Source organism: Streptomyces sp. NPDC014891 (genome assembly GCF_043081085.1).
Classification (GTDB): Bacteria; Actinomycetota; Actinomycetes; order Streptomycetales; family Streptomycetaceae; genus Streptomyces.
The window spans coordinates 748,485-767,636 of sequence record NZ_JBIBWF010000001.1 but is presented as its reverse complement, the minus strand read 5'-3'; the positions used below and the strand labels follow the sequence as shown (position 1 = coordinate 767,636).

19 protein-coding genes are annotated in these 19,152 nt (G+C 73.7%); 10 read left to right on the top strand and 9 right to left on the bottom strand.

Features of this window, described 5'->3' with window-relative positions; all coding sequences use genetic code 11:
* Window positions 1-193: 193 nt before the first annotated feature.
* Window positions 194-1,849: an ADP-ribosyltransferase domain-containing protein gene (locus ACF09E_RS03140; protein ID WP_392203577.1), complete on the bottom strand. Its 1,656-nt coding sequence runs from the start codon at window positions 1,847-1,849 to the stop codon at window positions 194-196.
* A gap of 139 nt (window positions 1,850-1,988) precedes the next feature.
* Window positions 1,989-2,657, bottom strand: a complete 669-nt coding sequence (locus ACF09E_RS03135) for a macro domain-containing protein (protein ID WP_392203576.1) — start codon at window positions 2,655-2,657, stop codon at window positions 1,989-1,991.
* 145 nt (window positions 2,658-2,802) lie between these two features.
* On the opposite strand from ACF09E_RS03135, the gene ACF09E_RS03130 reads away from it, so the two are divergent.
* Both ACF09E_RS03130 and ACF09E_RS03125 read left to right on the top strand, forming a co-directional pair.
* Window positions 2,803-3,105 (top strand): ArsR/SmtB family transcription factor, encoded by a 303-nt coding sequence (locus ACF09E_RS03130; protein WP_392203575.1) that lies wholly within the window; start codon window positions 2,803-2,805, stop codon window positions 3,103-3,105.
* Window positions 3,102-3,494, top strand: a complete 393-nt coding sequence (locus ACF09E_RS03125; protein WP_392203574.1) for a VOC family protein — start codon at window positions 3,102-3,104, stop codon at window positions 3,492-3,494. Before ACF09E_RS03130 ends, ACF09E_RS03125 begins: the two co-directional genes overlap by 4 nt.
* A gap of 31 nt (window positions 3,495-3,525) precedes the next feature.
* On the opposite strand, the gene ACF09E_RS03120 is transcribed toward ACF09E_RS03125, so the two are convergent.
* From ACF09E_RS03120 to ACF09E_RS03100, 5 genes are all read right to left on the bottom strand, one after another.
* Window positions 3,526-4,461, bottom strand: a complete 936-nt coding sequence (locus tag ACF09E_RS03120) for a sulfite exporter TauE/SafE family protein (RefSeq protein ID WP_392203573.1) — start codon at window positions 4,459-4,461, stop codon at window positions 3,526-3,528.
* Complete coding sequence (locus ACF09E_RS03115) at window positions 4,458-5,045, bottom strand: rhodanese-like domain-containing protein (protein WP_392203572.1); 588 nt, start codon at window positions 5,043-5,045, stop codon at window positions 4,458-4,460. The genes ACF09E_RS03120 and ACF09E_RS03115 overlap by 4 nt, the downstream gene beginning before the upstream one ends.
* A gap of 92 nt (window positions 5,046-5,137) precedes the next feature.
* Window positions 5,138-6,520, bottom strand: a complete 1,383-nt coding sequence (locus tag ACF09E_RS03110; RefSeq protein ID WP_392203860.1) for a rhodanese-like domain-containing protein — start codon at window positions 6,518-6,520, stop codon at window positions 5,138-5,140.
* A gap of 265 nt (window positions 6,521-6,785) precedes the next feature.
* Entirely contained in the window at window positions 6,786-8,204 is a 1,419-nt protein-coding gene (locus ACF09E_RS03105) for a choice-of-anchor A family protein (RefSeq protein ID WP_392203571.1), read from the bottom strand.
* Between the two features lie 63 nt (window positions 8,205-8,267).
* A complete protein-coding gene (locus tag ACF09E_RS03100; protein ID WP_392203570.1) occupies window positions 8,268-9,131 on the bottom strand; it encodes a peptidoglycan-binding protein in 864 nt (287 codons plus the stop codon).
* Window positions 9,132-9,663: 532 nt separating this feature from the next.
* Here ACF09E_RS03100 and ACF09E_RS03095 point away from each other — a divergent pair.
* Genes ACF09E_RS03095 through ACF09E_RS03075 form a run of 5 tightly spaced genes read left to right on the top strand, consistent with a single transcriptional unit; the run spans window position 9,664 to window position 13,980 of the window.
* Window positions 9,664-11,160: a sensor histidine kinase gene (locus ACF09E_RS03095; protein ID WP_392203569.1), complete on the top strand. Its 1,497-nt coding sequence runs from the start codon at window positions 9,664-9,666 to the stop codon at window positions 11,158-11,160.
* Between the two features lies 1 nt (window position 11,161).
* Window positions 11,162-11,569 carry a roadblock/LC7 domain-containing protein gene (locus tag ACF09E_RS03090; protein WP_229312772.1) on the top strand — a complete coding sequence of 136 codons (408 nt, stop codon included), beginning with the start codon at window positions 11,162-11,164 and terminating at the stop codon, window positions 11,567-11,569.
* Window positions 11,566-11,922: a DUF742 domain-containing protein gene (locus tag ACF09E_RS03085; protein ID WP_361858629.1), complete on the top strand. Its 357-nt coding sequence runs from the start codon at window positions 11,566-11,568 to the stop codon at window positions 11,920-11,922. The genes ACF09E_RS03090 and ACF09E_RS03085 overlap by 4 nt, the downstream gene beginning before the upstream one ends.
* Window positions 11,903-12,526, top strand: coding sequence for an ATP/GTP-binding protein (locus tag ACF09E_RS03080; protein WP_361858632.1), 624 nt, complete (start codon window positions 11,903-11,905; stop codon window positions 12,524-12,526). Before ACF09E_RS03085 ends, ACF09E_RS03080 begins: the two co-directional genes overlap by 20 nt.
* Window positions 12,523-13,980: a cytochrome P450 gene (locus ACF09E_RS03075; RefSeq protein ID WP_392203568.1), complete on the top strand. Its 1,458-nt coding sequence runs from the start codon at window positions 12,523-12,525 to the stop codon at window positions 13,978-13,980. The genes ACF09E_RS03080 and ACF09E_RS03075 overlap by 4 nt, the downstream gene beginning before the upstream one ends.
* Before the next feature lie 54 nt (window positions 13,981-14,034).
* Here ACF09E_RS03075 and ACF09E_RS03070 read toward each other — a convergent pair whose 3' ends face one another.
* A complete protein-coding gene (locus ACF09E_RS03070; protein WP_392203567.1) occupies window positions 14,035-15,081 on the bottom strand; it encodes a hypothetical protein in 1,047 nt (348 codons plus the stop codon).
* Window positions 15,082-15,428: 347 nt separating this feature from the next.
* Here ACF09E_RS03070 and ACF09E_RS03065 point away from each other — a divergent pair, with 347 nt between their 5' ends.
* The 3 genes from ACF09E_RS03065 (at window position 15,429) to ACF09E_RS03055 (ending at window position 18,181) form a co-directional block, all read left to right on the top strand.
* Complete coding sequence (locus ACF09E_RS03065; protein WP_392203566.1) at window positions 15,429-16,010, top strand: helix-turn-helix domain-containing protein; 582 nt, start codon at window positions 15,429-15,431, stop codon at window positions 16,008-16,010.
* A gap of 341 nt (window positions 16,011-16,351) precedes the next feature.
* Window positions 16,352-17,518, top strand: a complete 1,167-nt coding sequence (locus ACF09E_RS03060) for an alanine--tRNA ligase-related protein (protein ID WP_392203565.1) — start codon at window positions 16,352-16,354, stop codon at window positions 17,516-17,518.
* Between the two features lie 123 nt (window positions 17,519-17,641).
* On the top strand, window positions 17,642-18,181 hold the full coding sequence (locus ACF09E_RS03055) for a hypothetical protein (RefSeq protein WP_392203564.1): 540 nt from the start codon (window positions 17,642-17,644) through the stop codon (window positions 18,179-18,181).
* Window positions 18,182-18,205: 24 nt separating this feature from the next.
* Here the strand turns inward: ACF09E_RS03055 and ACF09E_RS03050 are convergent, their stop codons facing one another.
* The gene (locus ACF09E_RS03050; protein WP_392203563.1) at window positions 18,206-18,691 is read right to left on the bottom strand and encodes a VOC family protein; all 486 of its coding nucleotides are present in this window, start codon (window positions 18,689-18,691) and stop codon (window positions 18,206-18,208) included.
* Window positions 18,692-19,152: the final 461 nt, after the last annotated feature.

The following is a 19,152-nucleotide window of genomic DNA, read 5'->3' as shown; positions in this document are numbered from 1 at the left end:
TCCCGGGTCACCGTGCGTGCATGCCGGAGCCGCCGACCGAGGGGGCGGCGGCTCCGGACGGGTGAACCGCGCGGGCGGATCCGCGTCTGTGCGGGTGAGGTCCCCGGTGACGGGTGGCCCGGTCCGTGGGGTGAGTCGCCTCGACGGGTGAGACGCCTCCGTGCGGGGAAGGCGCCTCCAGTGCGGGCCCGGCCTAGGACACCTGCCCCTGGCCCTCCAGTTCGGTCAGCCGCACGGTGCAGAGTCCTCCGCGCTCGGACGTCACCTCCGTCACCTTCAACCGGGTGCCCGGCGCGAGGATGTACTCCTCCTCGCCCGTGAACGCGGAGAACCGGCGGATCGCCACCGCGCGCGCCGGGGTGACCTCGAACAGGGTCCGCCTGCCGCGGCTGCCGAGGAACGCCTTCGCGACGCCCAGCTCGGACGTGCAGGACGACACGCCCCACCACGTCACCGTCCGCCCCTGCGGGTACTGCGACCGCAGGTCCAGGGCCACGCCGCGCCACAGCGGCCGGGTCTGCGCCGGAAGCGCCTCCACCGCCGAGAACAGCAGCCGCAGGTACGGCAGGTAGGGCACCAGCCGCCGCCGGTCCGGGGACCGCAGGACGGCGTTGATCTCGCGGTAGAACGCCGACTCGCAGGTGTACAGGTGCAGGGCCGCGATCGCGTCCGCGGACAGCCCCTCCCCGGCGGCGCCCGCGCCGGCCGCCTCCGCCTCGGCGATCCGCGCCTCGCCGAACGTGCTCGACCTCTCGATGTGGCGGTCCAGCCGGGCCAGGACCCGCGACACCGGCTCGACGGCCGTGCGGAAGTCCATCAGCGGGGTGTCGGACACCCCGGTGACGGCGGGCAGGACGAGCCCCTCGTCCTTGACGCTGGTGAGCCGCTCCAGATAGAGCTGGTGCAGCTCCATGGTGGAGGCGATGAAGGCCCCCATCCGCTCGGCTACGTCACCGCGCGGCGCGCCGCCCGCACCGGCCGGCTGCCGGTCCCAGCCCTTGCCGGGCAGCCAGTCGACCGGCTCGGCGCCCACCGCCGCCAGGGCGTCGTTCACCTGGGCGAAGTGGTCCCCTTCGCAGAAGGCGTCACCCTGCGCGGCCGGGTTCGCGTGGTCGAGGTGCCGCACCTCGACACCCGGGTACTTCTTCTCCAGGCGCTGGACGACCCGCTTCAGGTTCCGGGCGTGCGCACCCCACCAGGCGAACACGACGCCCCGGTCCTCCGCCGCTGCGTTCTGCTTGGCGCGGAGGATCTCCTCCACGATCTGCTCGGCCACCGGCCGCCAGAAGGCGGTGTGGCGATCGGTCGGCACGGCCCCGTCGGCGCTCGCGGTGAGCGAGGCGTTGAGCAGGAGCACGCCCTGGGTCAGCATCGCCTGGAACCACTCGGGCGGTGCGACGGTGTCCTCCTTCTTCAGGAGGGCGCGGACGTCGGCGATCGGGGTCTTCTTGACGATGCCGTACTTCCACATCGCGGCCGCCTTGATGAGGCAGCGGATGCTGACCACGCGGCCGAACTGGCTGTCCTTCCAGTCGTGGAAGGTGTTGTCGAACATCGCGATGCCGGTCGCGCTCTCCGGCCGCGGGTAGGGGTTCTGACCGAAGGCGACCACCTTCCACCTGTGCGGCGGGTGGGGCTTGAGGGCCTGGAAGGTCAGTTCGCGTACCGGTACGACCTCCGGACTGCGCTGGGGGCCGATGAAGTCCGCCGCTCCCGGCAGTCCCTCGATGACTGGCGCCAGCAGCGGCAGCCAGGGTTCGCCGCCGCCGGTGAAGAGGTCCGCGAGGGCCAGGGGGTCGCCGGCGGGGGAACCCGCGTCGCCCGGGGTGGTCGGAGAGGCGTCGCTCACGAGGTCGGAACTCCCGGAGATCGGACCGGCCGCCGCTGCGGGCGCGCCGGAATGCTGTGCGGGTGCGGGTGCGGGTGCGGTGGCGTCGGCGCCGGCGGTCTTCGCGTCCTGGGCGGCGACGGTCTGCGGGGGCGTGGCGTCAGCGGCGAAAGGAGGGACGCCGCGGGACGTCGATCCGGACCCGCCGCGCGGACCCCGCTCCCTCGATGTCGTCGAGCCGGCCGAGCACCGCGGCCCGCAGCTCGTCGTAGTCCGCGAAACCGTGGTCGTGGTAGAGGGTGTACCCCGTCCACATCAGGTTCGCGCACACCCCCGCCGGCACCCGGCCGGTCTGCGCGCCCATCCCCACGAGCGCCACCGAGCGGATGCTTCCGGGCTTCGCCCGGTTCTGCAGGTGGATCGCCTGGAACGCCGCGGCGCAGGCCAGAGCCACGTTCATCGTCTCGCTGACGTTCTGCGAGGACTGCCGCATGGTGGGCGTCGAGATCAGATACCGGGGCACGGCCGCTCCGGAGGGCACGCACACCGCACTGCCCACCGGCAGGCTCCCGCCGAACCGGTCGCGGATCGCCCGCTGCACCCTCACCTGGATGCCGGCCCCGAGGTGCCGCTTCACGACGGCGTCCACGCCGCCGTCCATCCGGCCCCGGGCGTTGGTGGGGGAGACCCAGGCGTCGACGTCCACGTCGAGCAGGGAGCCCCTCCGGATCTCGACCTCGGGCGTGTCCGCGAACGCGGACCGCCAGGCGGCCACCACCTCGTCGTTGACATCGACCAGCACCACCCTCAACGCACGCTCGACACGCACGGATTCGCCCCTCTCGTCCAACCGATCGAACAAGATCGAAGCTATCGCGAGGCACTGACAACGCGGCCGCGGCGAAGGGCGCCGGACGACCGGGCGGCTCCGCCCCGACTTGATAGGCAAGTGGACGCTTGCCTATGCTGGCGTGGTGGCCGACGATCTCTTCAAGGCACTGGCCGACCCCACCCGACGGACCATCCTCGACGAGCTGACGCTGAAGTCCGGGCAGACGCTGTTCGAGATCTGCGCCCGGCTGAGCATGAGGCACGAGCTCGGCCTCTCGCGTCAGGGCGTCTCCCAGCACCTCGCGGTGCTGGAGGCGGCCGGGCTCGTCGAGACCAGGCGGGAGGGGCGCTACAAGTTCCACGACCTGAACACGGCCCCGCTGCGGCACATAGCCGAGCGCTGGCCCGCACCCCATCCGCCCGGACCGCAGGAGAACACCCCATGAAGATCCATCTCACCAGCGTCTTCGTCGACGACCAGGCCGAGGCCGAGCGCTTCTACACGGAGATCCTCGGCTTCGTGAAGAAGCACGACGTCCCGCTGGGCGGCACGGACCGGTGGCTGACCGTCGTCTCGCCCGACGCGCCCGGCGGCACCGAACTCCTCCTGGAGCCCGCCGGGCACCCCGCGGTGAAGCCGTACCGCGACGCGCTCGCCCAGGACGGCATCCCGCTCGCCCAGTTCGCGGTGGAGGACGTGCGGGCGGAGTTCGAGCGACTGACCGCCCTCGGGGTCCGCTTCACCCAGGAGCCCCTGGAGATGGGGCCCGTCACCACCGCCGTCTTCGACGACACCTGCGGCAACCTGATCCAGATCGCGTCCGAGCCCCGGTAGGGCAGGCGGCCTTGCGCGCCCCGCGCCCCCGTCAGGGGTACCGCGGGGCCCGTCGCAGGCGGGAGGCCGCCAGGGCCGTGACCCCGCTTCCCAGACCGGCCCCGAGCACGCCCCAGGTCACCGGGTGCGTCCAGGCGGCAGCGGGCAGCTGCCCGGCCAGGACGGAGGCCGCCATGACGACGGTGAACCAGCCGAAGGCGGCCCGCAGGGCGTCCGGCGGGATGCGGCCCGCGAGCCGCGCACCGAACGTGCCGCCCAGCACGGCGGCCGCTGTGACGGTCAGGGCGAGGCCCCAGTCGACCGTCACGTCCGCGAGATGGCCGGCGAGCCCGGCGAAGGAGTTCATCGCGATGGTGAGGAGCGAGGTCCCGACCGCCACCCCCGCCGGCAGTCCGCCGAGGAGCACGAGAGCGGGAACGACGAGGAACCCGCCGCCGGCGCCGACCAGCCCGGTCACGGCCCCCACGGCCAGGCCCTTGACGGCCGTCCCGCCGAGGGCGGGCCGCCGCTCCTCCGCCCGCGCCGGGTCGCCGGACGCGTCCCGGGACGCCGCCGTGATCCCGTCGGCGCCCGCGCCGGCCGGGCAAGCCCCGCCGCCCGCGCCGGACCCGCTGCGCGGCCTGCGCAGCATCGCGACCGCCGTGGCCAGCGTCAGCAGGGCGAAGCCGACCAGGAGGACGGTGCCGGGCACGTACGCGGCCAGGCGCCCGCCCCCGTACGCGCCGGCCATGCTGAACGCGCCGAAGAGCAGACCGGTGCGCACCTGGACCCGCCGTGCCCGAGCGTGCGGGACCAGGGCGGCCAGGCTGGTGACGCCGACCACGAACAGCGAGGTGGCGATGGCCTCCTCGGTGCCCCGGCCCGCCAGGTACACCAGGATGGGCACGGTCAGGATCGACCCTCCGCCGCCCAGCACGCCGAGGCTGACGCCGACGAGCAGGGAGGCGCCGACGAGGAGCACCGTCACGGCGTGCTCCGCAGCTCCGCGCTCACCGAGCGGACGTCCCGGCGGGGGCCGCGGTTGTACGGCAGCCGGGAGAGCAGGACGCCCATCAGACAGGAGTCGCTCATGGCCGCGTAGGTCAGTCCCGCGCCGATCGCCGTCCCGATGAGGTGGACGCCCGGCACCAGGACGCCGACGAGGCCGGTGGCGAGGACCACGGAGCCGGCGACCAGGCGGACCTGCCGCTCCATGTCCCAGCGCTCGGGGCCGCGGTTCACCGGCGCTCCGGCCGCCTCCCAGGCGCTCACGCCGCCTTCGAGGACGCGGAGGTTCGGCAGCCCCGCCCCGGCGAGCGCCTGCGCGGCCTGCGCGGCCCGGGCCCCCGACCGGCAGACCAGGACGACCTCCTCGTCGAGGTGGGCGAGGAGGTCGGCGCGGTGCTCGCGCAGGGTGTCCAGGGGGACGTTGTACGAGCCCGGGATGTGGACGGTACGGAACTCCCCGGGCGTGCGGACGTCCAGCAGGCGCGGGGCGCGTCCTTCCCGGACGAGCCCGTGCAGGGCGGCGGCGCCGAGGGAGGGCCTGGTGGGCGGGGGTGTGGCGGTCATGCGGGACTCCTGGGGGGTGGGGACCCCGCCGGGCGCGGTCCTAAGGGTGCCGCGGGGGAGCGGTGCCGCCCCGGGCGGTCGACGGGGTGGGGTCAGGCCTGGGCGGGTGCGGCCGCGTAGAGGGCCGCGTATCCGCCGAGGACGTCGGAGACGTCGGCGAAGCCCCGGTGACGCAGCAGGCTCGCCGCGACGGAGGAGCGGTGGCCGCCCGCGCAGTGCACCACCAGGGGCCGGTCCGCGGGCAGCTCGGCGGTCCGCCGGGGGAGTTCGCTCAGGGGGATGTGCAGGGCGTCGTCGAGGAAGCCGACCGCCTCGCGCTCCCCGCGGGTGCGGACGTCGATGAGCAGGGGAGGGCGGTCGCCCGCGAGCGCCGCCCGGAGCCGGACGGCGGTGAGCCGGCTCGCCGGGGCGACCTCGTCGGCCAGCTCCTCCAGGGCCGCCTCCGGGTCGCGCAGATGGCCGGCCACGCGGTCCAGGCCGATCCTGGCGAGTCGGGTGACGACCTCCTCCGCGCGGTTCTCCGGCGCGATGACGAGCAGCTCGTCGGCCGGGTCGAGGACCGTGCCGGCCTGTTCGGCGAACCGGCCGTCGGCCGGCACGTTCACCGCTCCGCGCAGATGGCCCGCCGCGAAGTCCTGGGGGGTCCGCGCGTCGACGACGACCGCGCCCGAGCGCCGCAGCCCGGCGAACTCGGCCCGGGAGAGCGGGCGTGCCGCCGACGCGTCGTAGCGGTCCCGGTCCCTGCGGTTGAGGTCGGCGTCGTAGGCGAAGTAGCCCGGTGCGGCGGGCTGCCCCGCGGTGACCAGCGCGACGAAGGCGTCGCGGCTCATCGGCGCGCAGGCGTAGTTGGTGGCGCGCTGCGCCCCGATCGTGGACCGCCGCTCGGTGGAGAGGTTCTTGCCGCAGGCGGATCCGGCCCCGTGCGCGGGGAAGACCCGCACCGCGTCGGGGAGCGCCATCAGCTTGTTCTGCACGCTGTCGTGGAGCATCGCGCCGAGCTCCTCGGCGGTGACGCCGACGGAGGCGAGCAGGTCGGGGCGGCCGACGTCGCCGATGAAGAGGGCGTCGCCGGTGAGGACGCCGTAGGGGACGGCGTCGTCGGCGTGCTCGTACACGAGGACGCTGATCGACTCGGGGGTGTGCCCGGGCGTCTCCATGATCTCCAGGACGACGTCGCCGAGGACGATCCGCTCGCCCTCGGACAGGGTGCGGATCGGGTACTCGGTCTCCGCCCGGCTGCCGTAGCCGATCCAGGCGCCGGTGCTGTCGGCCAGTTCGAGGTGGCCGGCGACGAAGTCGGCGTGGAAGTGGGTGTTGACGACGCCGACCACGGTCAGGCCGTGGGCCCGGGCGTCCGCGAGGTACTCCGCGACGTCCCGGCGGGGGTCGACGACCACCGCCCGGCCCGTGCCCTCGTCGGCGATCAGGTAGGACGCCTGGGAGAGGCAGTCGAGGTAGTACGGGGCGAAGAACACGGCGATCCTTTCGTGTGTCATGCACGGATCGGGGTATCCCTGGGCCTTGGATACCCCCCTGGGTATGAGATCGACCGTACGGGGGAGCGTCGCGGCAAGTCAAATACCCCCCTAGGTATCTGCGCCGAGAGGGGTGGGGGGCGCCCCGAAGGACGAGGCCGCCCTCCGGCCGGGACGGGGTCCCGGCCGGAGGGCGGCCTCGTGGAGTACTCGTGGTGCGGGCCCGTCCGGGGAGGGGCCCGCCGTCAGGTCACCGGGTCACCGGTCAGTGGCGGGCACCTGCCCGGCGGCGGAGGACGACCACGAGGATCGCGGCGCCGGCCGCGCCCAGGGCCGCGGCGGCGACGGCATACGGCGTGAGCTGGGCGCCGGTGGTCGCGAGGGAGCCATCGCCGGGTCCGGTGGCGGACGGCGAGGGCGTCGTCCCGGGCGCTGCGGGGGCGGAGCTCGTCCCGGCCGGCGGTGTGGAGCCGCCGGGGGTGGTGGTCTCCGGGGCGCCCGGAGTCTCCTCCGAGGGCGTCGGGGAGGAGGGGGCGGGCGACGAGGCGGTGGGCGTCGGGGAGGACGAGGTCGGCGTCGGGGTCGCCGTCGGGCCCCCGGGGGTGGGCTTGCAGGTGAACGTGGAGGACCCGGTCCACGGGTAGTTGTGGGTCTCGTTGCCCGTGCCGTGGGTGCGCAGGTCCCCGCCGACGTAGACGCGGCCGTTCGTGCTGGCGGTCAGGTCCGCCGAGGCCTCGGGGGCGAGGATCGACCCCATGAAGTTCCCCCCGCCGCGCAAGGTGAGCGAGGGGGCCGCCTCGAAGTTGTAGAGGATCCGCGAGGCGGCCTCGCCGAAGTGCGCGGACGTGTAGGCGTCGACGCGGTCGCCGTTGAAACCGACGGACAGCGGGGCGATGCCCACCGCCTGACGCCCGGTCACGTTCACGACCACGGCGGACTGCCCGGGGATCGCGAGGAAGTCGAAGGACGTGGCGCCGTCGAGCTCCTTCGCGGAGATCTCGAACACCTGCGGTCCGTCTGCGGCCGGGCCGCCCCGGAAGGTGACGGTGTCCCCGCTGCGCGCGGTCGTGCCCGTGGGCTTCAGCGCCCCGAGGGCCGCCGACTCGTCCCGCACGGTGCCGGCGAACCCGCCGTACGGGGCGAGGGCCGCTCCGGCGCCCGTGCCCTCCGTACGGCTTCCGCCGTTCGTCTCCAGCCTGCCCTTCTCGTCGAGGGAGCCGCCGACGCGGACGGCGCCGCCGTGGCCGGTGGCGGAGGTGAGGCCGTGACCCACGTCGACCGTCGTCCCGGCGGCTATCGACAGGTCCCCGCCGACGGCCAGCATGACCGAACCGGCCGGCGGCACGATGCCCGAACCCGCCCCGGCGCGGCCGACGTTGAAGACGCCGCCGGACGCCTTCGCGAAGGTGGCGTCGCCGCCGACGACCAGCAGGCCCTCGGCCTCGGCGGACGCGCCGTCGGCGGTGTAGTCGCCGCCGGCGAAGAGCGACACGTTGGTGTCGGTGAACCGCGGTTCGTGACCGATGCCGGGTTCCTCGCCGGGGGCCGGGCAGGTCCGGGTCCCCGCCGGGGCGGGGGTGGCGGCGGGCGCGGCGAGGGCGGGGCCCGCGGCGGTGGCGCCGAGGACGACGCCGAGTGCCACGGCGGTGCTCAGCCGAAGGCCCGTTCTTGCGGTGGTGCTCATGTGCTGGTCCTTGTCTGGAGGGCGCGGGGAGGTGGCGCGAGGGTGCGGTGGTGGTGGGTGGACTCAGTCGGTCTCGGCCCGCAGGGCGGAGCGGGTGAGGGGGCCGTAGACGCCCGGTCGCTCCGGGATGTTCCGGGCGATCTGGAAGCTGCTCAGGGCCTCGCCCACGTACGTGGTGAAGACACCGTCGGCCGAACCGAGGTAGAGGAAGAGCCGCTGGAGCCGCCGCTGGAGGTCGGCGACCTCGGGGCCGGTGCTGCCCACGGCGAGATCGCTCGACCCGGGCCGCGGAGGGCGCGGGGAGCGCTGGGGGCGGTACGAGGGGGACGGCGGCGGGGGAGGCGCGGTCGTGCGGGCGGGGCCCGTTGTGCGCGTGGCCGGGGAGCGGGGCGGAGCCGACGGCGAGGGGGCGGCCGTGGAGGGCGCCGGGATCGCGGGCGGGGTGATCCGCGCGGAGGCCGCGGGCGTGCCCGCCCCGGAGGCGGCGGATGCGGCGGGTGCGTCGGACGAGCGGATCGGGCGGGGCGCCGCGGCCGTCGCCAGGTCGGGGAGCGGCAGCGAGAGGCCGGGCGGCGCGTCCGGACCGGGCTTCGGCTCCGCGGAGAGCCAGACCGTCAGGGCCCCCGCGAGCCCAGCGGAGAGCACGCCCGTGACCACCAGCGGCAGCGATGCCGACCGCCGCGCGGCCGGTGTCGGGCGGGCCGCGCGGGACCGCCGCGGGGCGGAGGAGGGGGCGGCGCCGTGCGCGGTGGCCGGCGGCATCGCCACGGGGGCGTCGAAGAGTTCGATGTCCTGCCCGCGTACCCCCGCGCCGACGAGGTCCGGCCCGGCGATCATCCCGAAGACGCGGTCGGACGGGCGCTCCGGGTGCGCGGACTCCCGGGTCGCGGTCGTGGCCGCTGTGGTCAGGGCAGCCCTGTGGCGCATCGCGTGCTCCAGATGAGGTGAAGCCGAGTGGGATGGGGTGAAGTCGTGGAGATCTTGACCATCGTTCAAAGGGGGCGTCAACTGCTGTCCAACCACCGCGAAACGACCTCTTCGCGACCTTGCTCCTTAAAGGATATTTAAGGCGTGGCGCACGTCACACGGGGCGGGTCGGGAGGTCGTCCGTTCCCGCGTCCCGGAGAAGGGGGTGCGCGCAAGGCGGTCGTCTGTTCGGGGGCCGTGAAATCTGATGAATAGGCGCCTCGATGTGATCGGTTCATTGCATTTTCCGAGCAGTGAACGGTCGTTATATGAGTCGAGATTGACCACTGGAGGCAGCCCTTCCAGCACGGACCCATGGCGAACCCGAACTGACTATGCTCCCCCGTGTGTTGCGCTGCGGTCACAGCGAGTCATGAACGCTGTGGTGTACGCGGACGGAAAAGGGCACTCGCCCGAATGAAGCCCGATTCGTTCCGGTCGGTGCATCGCATCACCTCAGTCCGTTCGTTCCAGACTGATTAGGGACCCCTTGATGGTTCGTGCAGGTTCGTTTTCCAGAGCCCGGCCACCCGCGGTCGATCGCGTTTGGCTCCTTCCCCCCGGAGTTCTGGCCGGAGCCTTTGCCCTGGCGTTTCTCTTCTCCTCTGCGCAGATACGGACACCCGTCGCCTGGTGCGGACTGGCCGCGGTCGCGCTGACGGCCGTCACGTCCGCCCTGACCGCGCGCCGACTGCGGTCGGGAGAGGCGTCGCGCCACGAGCGCGCGATCGTCGACGCGCAGGAGTACTACGCGCAGCGCGAGGCCGCACTCCTCGGCCGGCTGGCCGACCAGCGCGCCACCACCGTCTGGCTCGCCGAGGAACTGCTCCCGGCCGCGGTCGCCCGCATGAAGAAGGGCGACCCCGCCTCCGAGATCCTGCGGTCCGTCGACTTCGGCCAGCACCTCGACGAGGAGTTCACCGAAGCCGTCCGCGGCGCCCTCCAGACGCTCCTGGAGGCCGTGGAGGCCGAGGAGTACACCAGGGACGCCTCACAGCGGGCCCTCGTGGCCGTCGCCCGCCGCGTCCAGGCGATCGTGCACCAGCTCGCCAAGGACCTGCACGCGATGCAGATCCTCCACGGCACCGACCTGGTGGTCTCCCGCGGTCTCCAGGGCGTCGACCATCGCACCGCCCTGATCGGCCGCCTCGCGGCCAGCATCGCGGTCCTCGGCGACGCCCGCCCCGGCCGGCAGTGGTCGAAGGCGATCCCGCTCTACGACGTCCTGCGCGGAGCCATGTCCCGCATCGTCGACTTCCCGCGGGTCAAGCTCCAGTCGGTGACCGCCGTGGCCGTCGTCGGCCCCGGAGCCGAGCCGCTCATGCACCTGCTGGCCGAACTGCTCGACAACGCCACCACGTTCTCGCCCCCGCACACCCCGGTCGAGGTGTCCGCGAGCGAGGTGCCCTCCGGCATCGCCATCGAGATCGAGGACCGCGGCGTCGGACTCACCGAGGAGGTCCGGCAGCGCGTCGAGCGCATCATGGCCCAGTCCGCGTCGGGCATCCACCTGGCCGGACTCGGCGAGGTCACCCAGCTCGGCCTGCCCGTGGTCAGCCGCCTGGCCCGCGAGCACGGCTGCGAGGTCGACCTGCGCACCTCCGCCTACGGAGGCGTACGGGCCGTGGTGCTGGTCCCGCGCAATCTGATCACCACGGTGCCGCAGTCCGCCGTGCGCTACCCCCAGCCGCCCGCCCGGCGGCGCACGGGAGGCCCGGTCCTGCCCCGGCCGACGCCCCCGGTCGACGTCCCGAAGGAGTCCGCCGAGGTCGGGAAGACCGTCAACGGACTCCCGCAGCGGCGGCGCGACACCCCCGTCCAGACCCCGATCGTCCAGGTGGGCCCCACGCCCCCCGCGCCCTCCGCGTCCCGTCGGCCCACCGGCACGACCCGCCAGCCGGGTCTGATGTGGGAGGCCTTCAACGGCGACAAGCGAGGGGCCGCCGCACCCTCCCCTTCACTCAGCGAGCCTTCAGATGAGGTCGAGTAACATGCTGCCACTGCCGAACATGGACTGGATGCTCAAGGAGCTCGTGGGCGGCGTCCCGTACGTACGACACGTCGTCGTGCTGTCGGCGGACGGCCTGTGCATCGGGCAGTCGAACACGGAGCCCGACACGGCCGACGCGATCGCCGCCGCCTGTTCCGGCATCCAGAGCCTGGCGAGGGCCATCGCCCAGCGGTTCCCCGAGGGGGACGGCTCGACGCGGATGGTCGGCATCGAGGCCGACGGCGGTTACTTCTCCCTGATGGCGGCCGGGCCCGGCGCCTACCTCGCGGTCCTCGCCGACGACCAGGTCGACGCCGGTCTGCTCGGCGACCGCATGCGGACCCTGGTCGTGCGGATCGGCCAGCACATGACCAGCCCTCCTCGTGAGGACGTCGGGCAGGCGATGTGACATCGGAGAACCAGGACCCCTGGAATGAAACCGATCCCGTTCCGCTCTACGTCATTACCGGGGGCTCGGGCTCCGCGGCCAACACCTTCAATCTGGTCACCCTCATCGCGACGCGCTCCGAGCCCGACGCGGCGATGCAGCCCGAGCAGGCAGCCATCCTCACGATGTGCGCCTATCCGCTGTCGGTGGCCGAGGTCTCGGCCTACCTCAGCCTTCCGTTCAGCGTCGTCACCACGCTGCTCTCCCAACTCGTCGAGGACGAACGGGTCGAGGCCATCGCACCCGTGCCCGTCGCGGCGTTCCCCGAACGCGGCCTGCTGGAGGCGGTGATCCATGGACTACGCAAGCTCTGACGTACGCGATGCCGGCCCACGCGGCACAGACATGCCGCTGCCCCACAGCGCCAGGGGCGTCAAGGTCGTGGTCGTCGGAGGCTTCGGGGTCGGCAAGACGACCATGGTCGGGGCGGTCAGCGAGATCCCGCCCCTGACCACCGAGGAGACCATGACGCAGGCGGGTGTGGGCATCGACCACAACCCCGGCGCCCAGGGCAAGAACACCACCACCGTCGCGATGGACTTCGGACGGATCAGCATCAACGAGGAGCTGATCCTCTACCTGTTCGGGACCCCGGGGCAGGAGCGCTTCTGGTTCCTGTGGAACGGCATCTTCGAGGGCGCGCTCGGCGCCGTCGTGCTCGTCGACACCCGCAGGATCGAGGTCTGCTTCGAGGTCATCACCCGCCTGGAGGACCGCCGCGTCCCCTTCGTCGTCGCCGTCAACACCTTCCCGGAGGCCCCGCACCACCCCGTAGACGACCTGCGCACCGCTCTGGCCCTCAGCGAATCCGTGCCCATCGTCACCTGTGACGCACGGGACCGGGCGTCCTGCCGCGACGCCCTGCTCTCGCTGATGGTCTACCTGAGTAACCTCGCCGCCGCCCAGGAGACCGTATGACCCTCCCACCCGCCGAACACACCACAGAGACGCCCGGGACGATCCCCCCGCCGGGCTGTCCGGCCCACGTCGCCACGGGACCCGGGGGAGCGACCCGCCTCTACGGCGGCGCCGCCGAGACGGACCCCATGGGCCTGTACGAGGAACTGCGCGCCAAGCACGGCCCGGTGGCGCCCGTGCTGCTCGACGGGGACGTCCGCGCCTGGCTCGTCCTCGGCTACCTGGAGAACCGCGACGTCGCCAGCCGGCCCACCCAGTTCTCCCGCGACCCGCGGGTCTGGCACGGCTGGCGCAGCGGCGAGATCGACCCCGCCACCTCCCCGCTCGTCCCGATGATCGGCTGGCGCCCCGACTGCGTCTGCGCGGACGGCGAGGAGCACCAGCGGCTGCGCGGCGCGGTCACCGCCGGCCTCAGCCAGTTCGACCACCGCGGCATCCGCCGCCACATCACCCGCTTCGCCCACCAGGTCATCGACACGTTCTGCGAGGACGGCGAGGCGGAGCTGGTCGGCCAGTTCACCGAGCACGTCCCGATGCTGACGCTGACCCACCTGCTCGGCATGTCGGACGAGGCGGGACCGCGACTCGTCCACGCCGCACGGGACCTGTTCAAGGCGACCGAGACCTCGCTCGCCAGCAACGCCTACGTGCTGGAGAGCCTCGCGCAGCTCGTCGATGCCAAGCGGGTCCGCCCGGGGCAGGACATCGCGTCCGCCCTGATGGCGCACCCGGCGAACCTCTCGGACGAGGAGGTCCAGCACCACCTGCGCCTGATCCTCCTGGCCGGGTACGAGACGACCGCCAACCTCATGTCCAACGTGCTGCGGATGGTCGTCACCGACCCGCGCTTCCGCGGCTCGCTGGCCGGTGGGCAGATGACCCTGCCGGAGGCGGTCGAGCAGGTCCTCTGGGACGAGCCCCCGCTGATGGTGTGCCCCGGCCGCTGGGCCAACGGCGACACCACCCTCGGAGGGCAGCAGATCAAGGCGGGGGACATGCTCCTGCTCGGTCTCGCCGCGGGCAACGTCGACGAGGCCATCCGGCCCGACCCCTCGACGCCGGTGCACCACAACCGGGCGCACCTGTCGTTCAGCGCAGGTACCCACGAGTGCCCCGGCCAGGACATCGGCCGCATCATCGCCGACACGGGCATCGACATCCTGCTCACCCGGCTGCCGGACATCGCCCTGTCCGTCCCCGAGGAGGACCTCGCCTGGCGATCCTCCACCTGGGCCCGGCACCTGACGGCCCTGCCGGTGAGCTTCGCCGCCCGCGCGCCGCAGCACTTCGACGTCCCCAGCCCGCTGCCGGCCCCGCCGGCGCCGAGCGTGGGGATGCCCGAGGCGCCGCCGTGGCAGACCGCCGCGGCCGGTCCCGCGGCCGGGCCCGAGCACCGGCCCGCGTCCCGCCCCTCGTGGCGGGCGCGGCTCAGGCGCCTGTTCCGCTGGGGGTGAGGACGCCCGTCGAGGGGGCCGCCGGCCCGGTCCGCCGGTGTCCCCCTCGGCGCGTCAGGAGCGCTGCCGCTGCTCCGGGACCGAGAGGTCGGCGGCGGCGTAGCGGGGCGCCCCCGTGTACCAGGCGTGCAGACCGCTGAGGAAGCCGCACGCCCCCTGGAGCCAGGTCTCCAGCTCCGCCCGCTCCTCGTGGTCGAGCCCCGACCGCCTTACCAGCTGCGGCAGTTCGCTCTGCCGCAGGTGCTCGAAGTCGCGCAGCCGGGTGTTCACCAGGTTCAGCGCGGCGGGTACGGCGTCGTGCAGGGCGATGCCCAGCGACGTGCCGAGGACGACGACCAGGTTGTTGACGTCGTGCTCCTCGTGCACCTCCCGCTCGTACGAGGCCAGGTCGTTGGCCAGTCCCATGTAGTCCATGAACGCGTCCAGCAGGGCCCGCACGGTCCGGCTGTACCGGATCTGCTCCGGGATGCGGGCCCCGGTCGCCAGCTCGACGGAGTACGGGGCGGTGTGCGCGGCGAAGCTCTCGCGCCGGAACGGGGCGTACTCGATCAGATGGGGGACGCGCCCGCCGCGGCTGTTGGCGAGCTCCTCCACCCCCGCGTCGACGTACCGCACCAGGGCGCGGTTGAACTCGTGCCGCCAGTGCGCGAGTCGGGGCGGGAAGAACTGCCGCTGCAGATCGGCGATGCCCCGCTCGACCGGGTTCGTCGGCTCGGGCGTCCGGGCGCCGTGGTCCGGCCGCAGGAACTCGTGGAGCCGCGCGGTGAAGGCCACGGCGCCGGGCAGGTCACCGGTCTGCTTGAAGGCGGCGGCGAAGTAGTCGTCCCAGGCCAGTGCCCAGATGTTGAAGCGGTGGTTGAGGCGGAGGTCGGCGAACGAGGCGTCGGGCAGGGCCCAGGCGGTCAACTGGTCGACCGTCATGGCGTGGAACTGCGCGCGGGTCCATATCGGGGGGTGGCCCGACGGCCCCTCCTGGCCGTCCAGCATGCCCATCGCGCGCGCCCAGGTCTCGCTCTCCTCGTGCAGGGCCGACAGATACGGATTCACCCGCAGCGGATAGGGCATCCACAGACGGGGCTGCTCGGGAGCGCGCACGGTCATGGGGACCAACCTCCTTCTTCGTTCGGCCGCGGAGGGACGCGGTGGGCTGTGTGTTCTCCCGCTCGTGGCGACGGCCGCACTGCCGTGACGCCGGACGATGCCCGGCCCACGGCCCTCCAAACCTGCCCGCCAGGCACGATCGTCAACCCCTCAACTGTTCCTGACCAGTATTCAGAACAGCTTCATGCGGAAGGAAACGATCCCTGCGGAGAACGTTCCGTAATTCTGCGCACACTGTCGTCATTCTTCCCAGGCGTTTCCACCCCCGACGACCGGGAGGACGGGCTGGTTCGGATGCATGCCCCGACGGTAGGCAGACCTTGCGGAATGGGCATACGGTGATGCCCATGACGCAAGAAGATGGTGAGCTGGACAGCCTGGTGCGCAAGAGGATCCGCGCCCTGCGGGTTGCCCAGGGCTGGTCCCTGGAGGAACTGGCCACCCGCGCGAACCTCAGCCAGTCCTCCCTGAGCCGGATCGAGAACGGCCGGCGACGTCTGGCCCTGGACCAGCTGGTCACCCTCGCCCGGGCCCTGGACACCACGCTCGACCAGCTGGTCGAGACGGCCACCGACGACATCGTCACCAGCCCGATGATCGACGGGGCCCACGGGCTGATGCGCTGGCCCATCAAGGCGGAGCCCGGCATGACCGTCGTACGCCAGCGGATGACGGAACCCCCGCCGGACAGTCCCGCGCGCCTGCGGGCCCACCCGGGGCGCGAGTGGCTGGTCGTCCTCTCCGGCACCGCCGTCCTGCTGCTCGGCAACCGCCGCTTCCGCGTGGAGACCAACCAGGCCGCGGAGTTCCCCACGATGCTGCCGCACGCCATCGGCGCCGAGGGCGGCCCGTGCGAGATCCTCGGCATCTTCGACCGCGACGCGCGACGCGGCCACCGCGCCGAGAAGGACCCCGGCGGGACCCCGTAGGCGGTGTCCTGCCGATCAGGCCGGGCTCGCGACGTCCGGCCTGACCGACAAGACACCCCTCGGCACCCGCCCCCCCGCGGGAGGCCCGCCTCCCGCGACACGAAAACGGGGTGCCCGAGGGATGGCGGCGCGCTACGGTCGTGCGTATGAACGTCACCGGCCGAAGCCTCACCGCGACCGCGCGAGCGACCAGCTCGCCGGTTGCCGCCGCCTGACCTTCCCCCTCCCCCCGGCGACCGGAAACGGCCCGCCGGTGGCTCCGCGGCGCTCTCCGCCCGCTTCGACGACCGTGCCGGCCCGTTCTCCGGCGCCTCCCTTGCCGTACGCGAAGGAGTCGTCCCATGAAGACCGAGCACCTCGTGCGCACGTTCGTCGAGTACTTCGAGGAGCGCGGGCACCACCGCATCACCGGATCCACCCTGCTGCCGCCGCCCGGCGACCCGGTCCTCTTCACCACCTCCGGCATGCACCCGCTCACCCCCTACCTGGAGGGACGCCCGCACCCGGGAGGACGGCGGCTGGTCAACGTGCAGCGCTGCCTGCGCACCACGGACCTGGACGAGGTCGGCGACGCCACCCATCTGACCGTCTTCGAGATGCTCGGGACCTGGTCCCTGGGCGACTACGAGGGCCCCCAGAGCCTCGCCTGGGGACACGACCTGCTCACCGAGGGCCTCGGCGTCGACCCCAGCCTCCTCCACGCCACCGTGTACGCCGGGGACGAGCGGACCGGACAGGACAGCGCCTCGCTGGACCTCTGGCAGAGCCGCGGCGTCCCCGTGGAGCTCACCCTCACCGACAACTGGTGGTCCAACGGGCCGACCGGCCCCTGCGGCCCCGACTCGGAGATCTTCCTGTGGAGCGGGGACACCCCGCCCCGCTCCACGCCCACCCGGGACGAGCGCTGGGTGGAGGTGTGGAACCACGTGACCATGCGCCACCGGCGCCTCGACGACGGCTCCCTCCGCCCCCTGCCGCAGCGCAACGTCGACACCGGACTCGGCCTGGAACGGCTCGCCTCGCTGCTCCAGGGGAAGCGGTCCGTCATCGACTGCGACGTCTTCGACCCCTGGCGCCGGCTCGTCCCCGGCGTCTGGACCCTGGACGAACCGACCCGGCGGCTCGTCCACGACCATCTGCGCTCGGCCGTCGTGATCGGCGGCGACGGGGTGCGCCCGGGCAGCACCGGACGCGGTTACGTGCTGCGCCGACTGGTCCGCCGGGTGCTCACCGCCCTGTGGCGGGACGATCCGACGCGGAGCGTCGGGGACCTGCCGCCCGGTCTCGTCGAGCACACCCTGGACCACTTCCGCCAGGACACGGACCCGGGCGAGATGCGCCGGATGCTCCTCGACGAGGAACGCCGGTTCCGGCGGCTCCTGGAGCGCGGCCGGCAGGTGCTCGCCCGGCCGCGGTTCCGCGGCCCGCTGGACGAGGAGGACCTGCGCTACCTCCACGACACGCACGGCCTGCCCCGGGACCTGGTCACCACCCTGCGGGGGGAGTGAGCGGACGGCCCCCGCGGATCCCGCCGCGCCGCCGGCAGCCCGCCGTGACCGGGTTCACCCGTGACGGTGGACCCGGTCCGTGCCGCCCCCGCGCGCCGGGCCGGATCGTGCACGGTGATCCCCATGCACCCCCGCCGCACGACATACCTGATGTTGTCCGTCCTCCTCACCGCCGGCTGCGTCGCCGTCCCCCGTCCGCCGTCGCCCGAACCCCGGCCCGTGCCCGCCGGTCCGGCGCCGGCCGCGGAGAGGCCGCCGGTCCCGCTTCGGGCCTGGCCGGTGCCCGCGCAGCCCGTACCGCACGAGGAGATCGCCGTCACGGAACCCCTTCCCGGGGATCCGTCCGGCGCGCCGCGGGCCCGGCCGGGATCCCGCGAGCAGGCCGGTACCGCCGCCGGGACCGTGACGGAACGGCGGACCGCGGCGCCGCCGGCCCGCCGGACCGCGCGGACCGAGCGCGAGACGCGGCCGTCCGCCGGGAGGCCACGTGCGTCCGAGCCGAAGGACCGGGCGGCATCCCGCCCGAAGGCGCCCGCCGCCCCGCGCGGGTCGCGTCCGGCGGCCGAGGGCGGCCCGGCCATGCGCCGACTGTGCCGCCAGGCCCAGGACATCGACGCCCCCATGGGCGCGGCGGAGCTGTGCCGGGGCCTGTACGGCCGCTGACCGCGGGCCCGTACGGCCGGTGGATCAGGTGCCGTCCGCCTCGGTGTCCAGGGACTCCAGCGCCTCCTCGGCCCGCCTGCCTACCTCCTCGTCCGACACGTCCTCGACGTGGGAGGCGACGTTCCAGCGGTGCCCGAAGGGATCCTCGAACCGGCCGGTGCGATCGCCGTAGAACTCGTCCCTGACCGCCGCCAGCTCCTTCGCGCCGCGGGCGAGGGCCCGGGCGAACACCGCGTCGACGTCCTCCACGTACACATGGAGGGTGATCGGCGTGCCGCCGATCGCCCTGGGGGAGCGGAACCCGATGTCCGGGAACTCGTCGGCCAGCATCAGGACCGAGTTCCCGAGCGCGAGCTCCGCGTGGCCGATCCTGCCGTCGGGGGCCTGCATCCGCATGCGCTCCTCGGCGCCGAGCACGGCCACGTAGAAGTCGATCGCCGCCGCCGCCCCGTCGACGCAGAGGTAGGGAGTGACCCGCGGGTACCCCTCGGGGATGGGTCGTACGGTCACGGTCTCCGCCTCTCCCGTCACGGGCGGCCGCCACCGGCCGCCACCACCGCCCATTGACGGCCAGGCACCCGGCCGGGGGCTGGCGCCGCGCGCGGGCCCGCCCCCGGGATGCCCCGAACAGCGGCAGCCGGACCGGCGGCGCACCGGGGGCGGCCACGGGGGTGCGCCGCCGCACGCCCGGCTCCGTCGCGCGGGCGCCCGGCGGCCGACGTATCGTCCGAATATGCGTGACGGGCGCGTGTGCCGCCGACGACCGCGTACCGGGCCGCCGGGCCCGGCGACGTGGGCCGACCCGCGCGGCGCGCCTGCCGTGGACCCGCGCCGTGCTCCGGTCGCCGTCCTGCGCCGCGCTCCTGCCGCAGACCCCCGTCGTCCTCCGGCCGTCGACCCGCGCGGGGCTCTGGCGGCCGACCGGCGCGGTGCTCCGGTCGCCGTCCTGTGCCGTGCCGCGGCCGTGGACC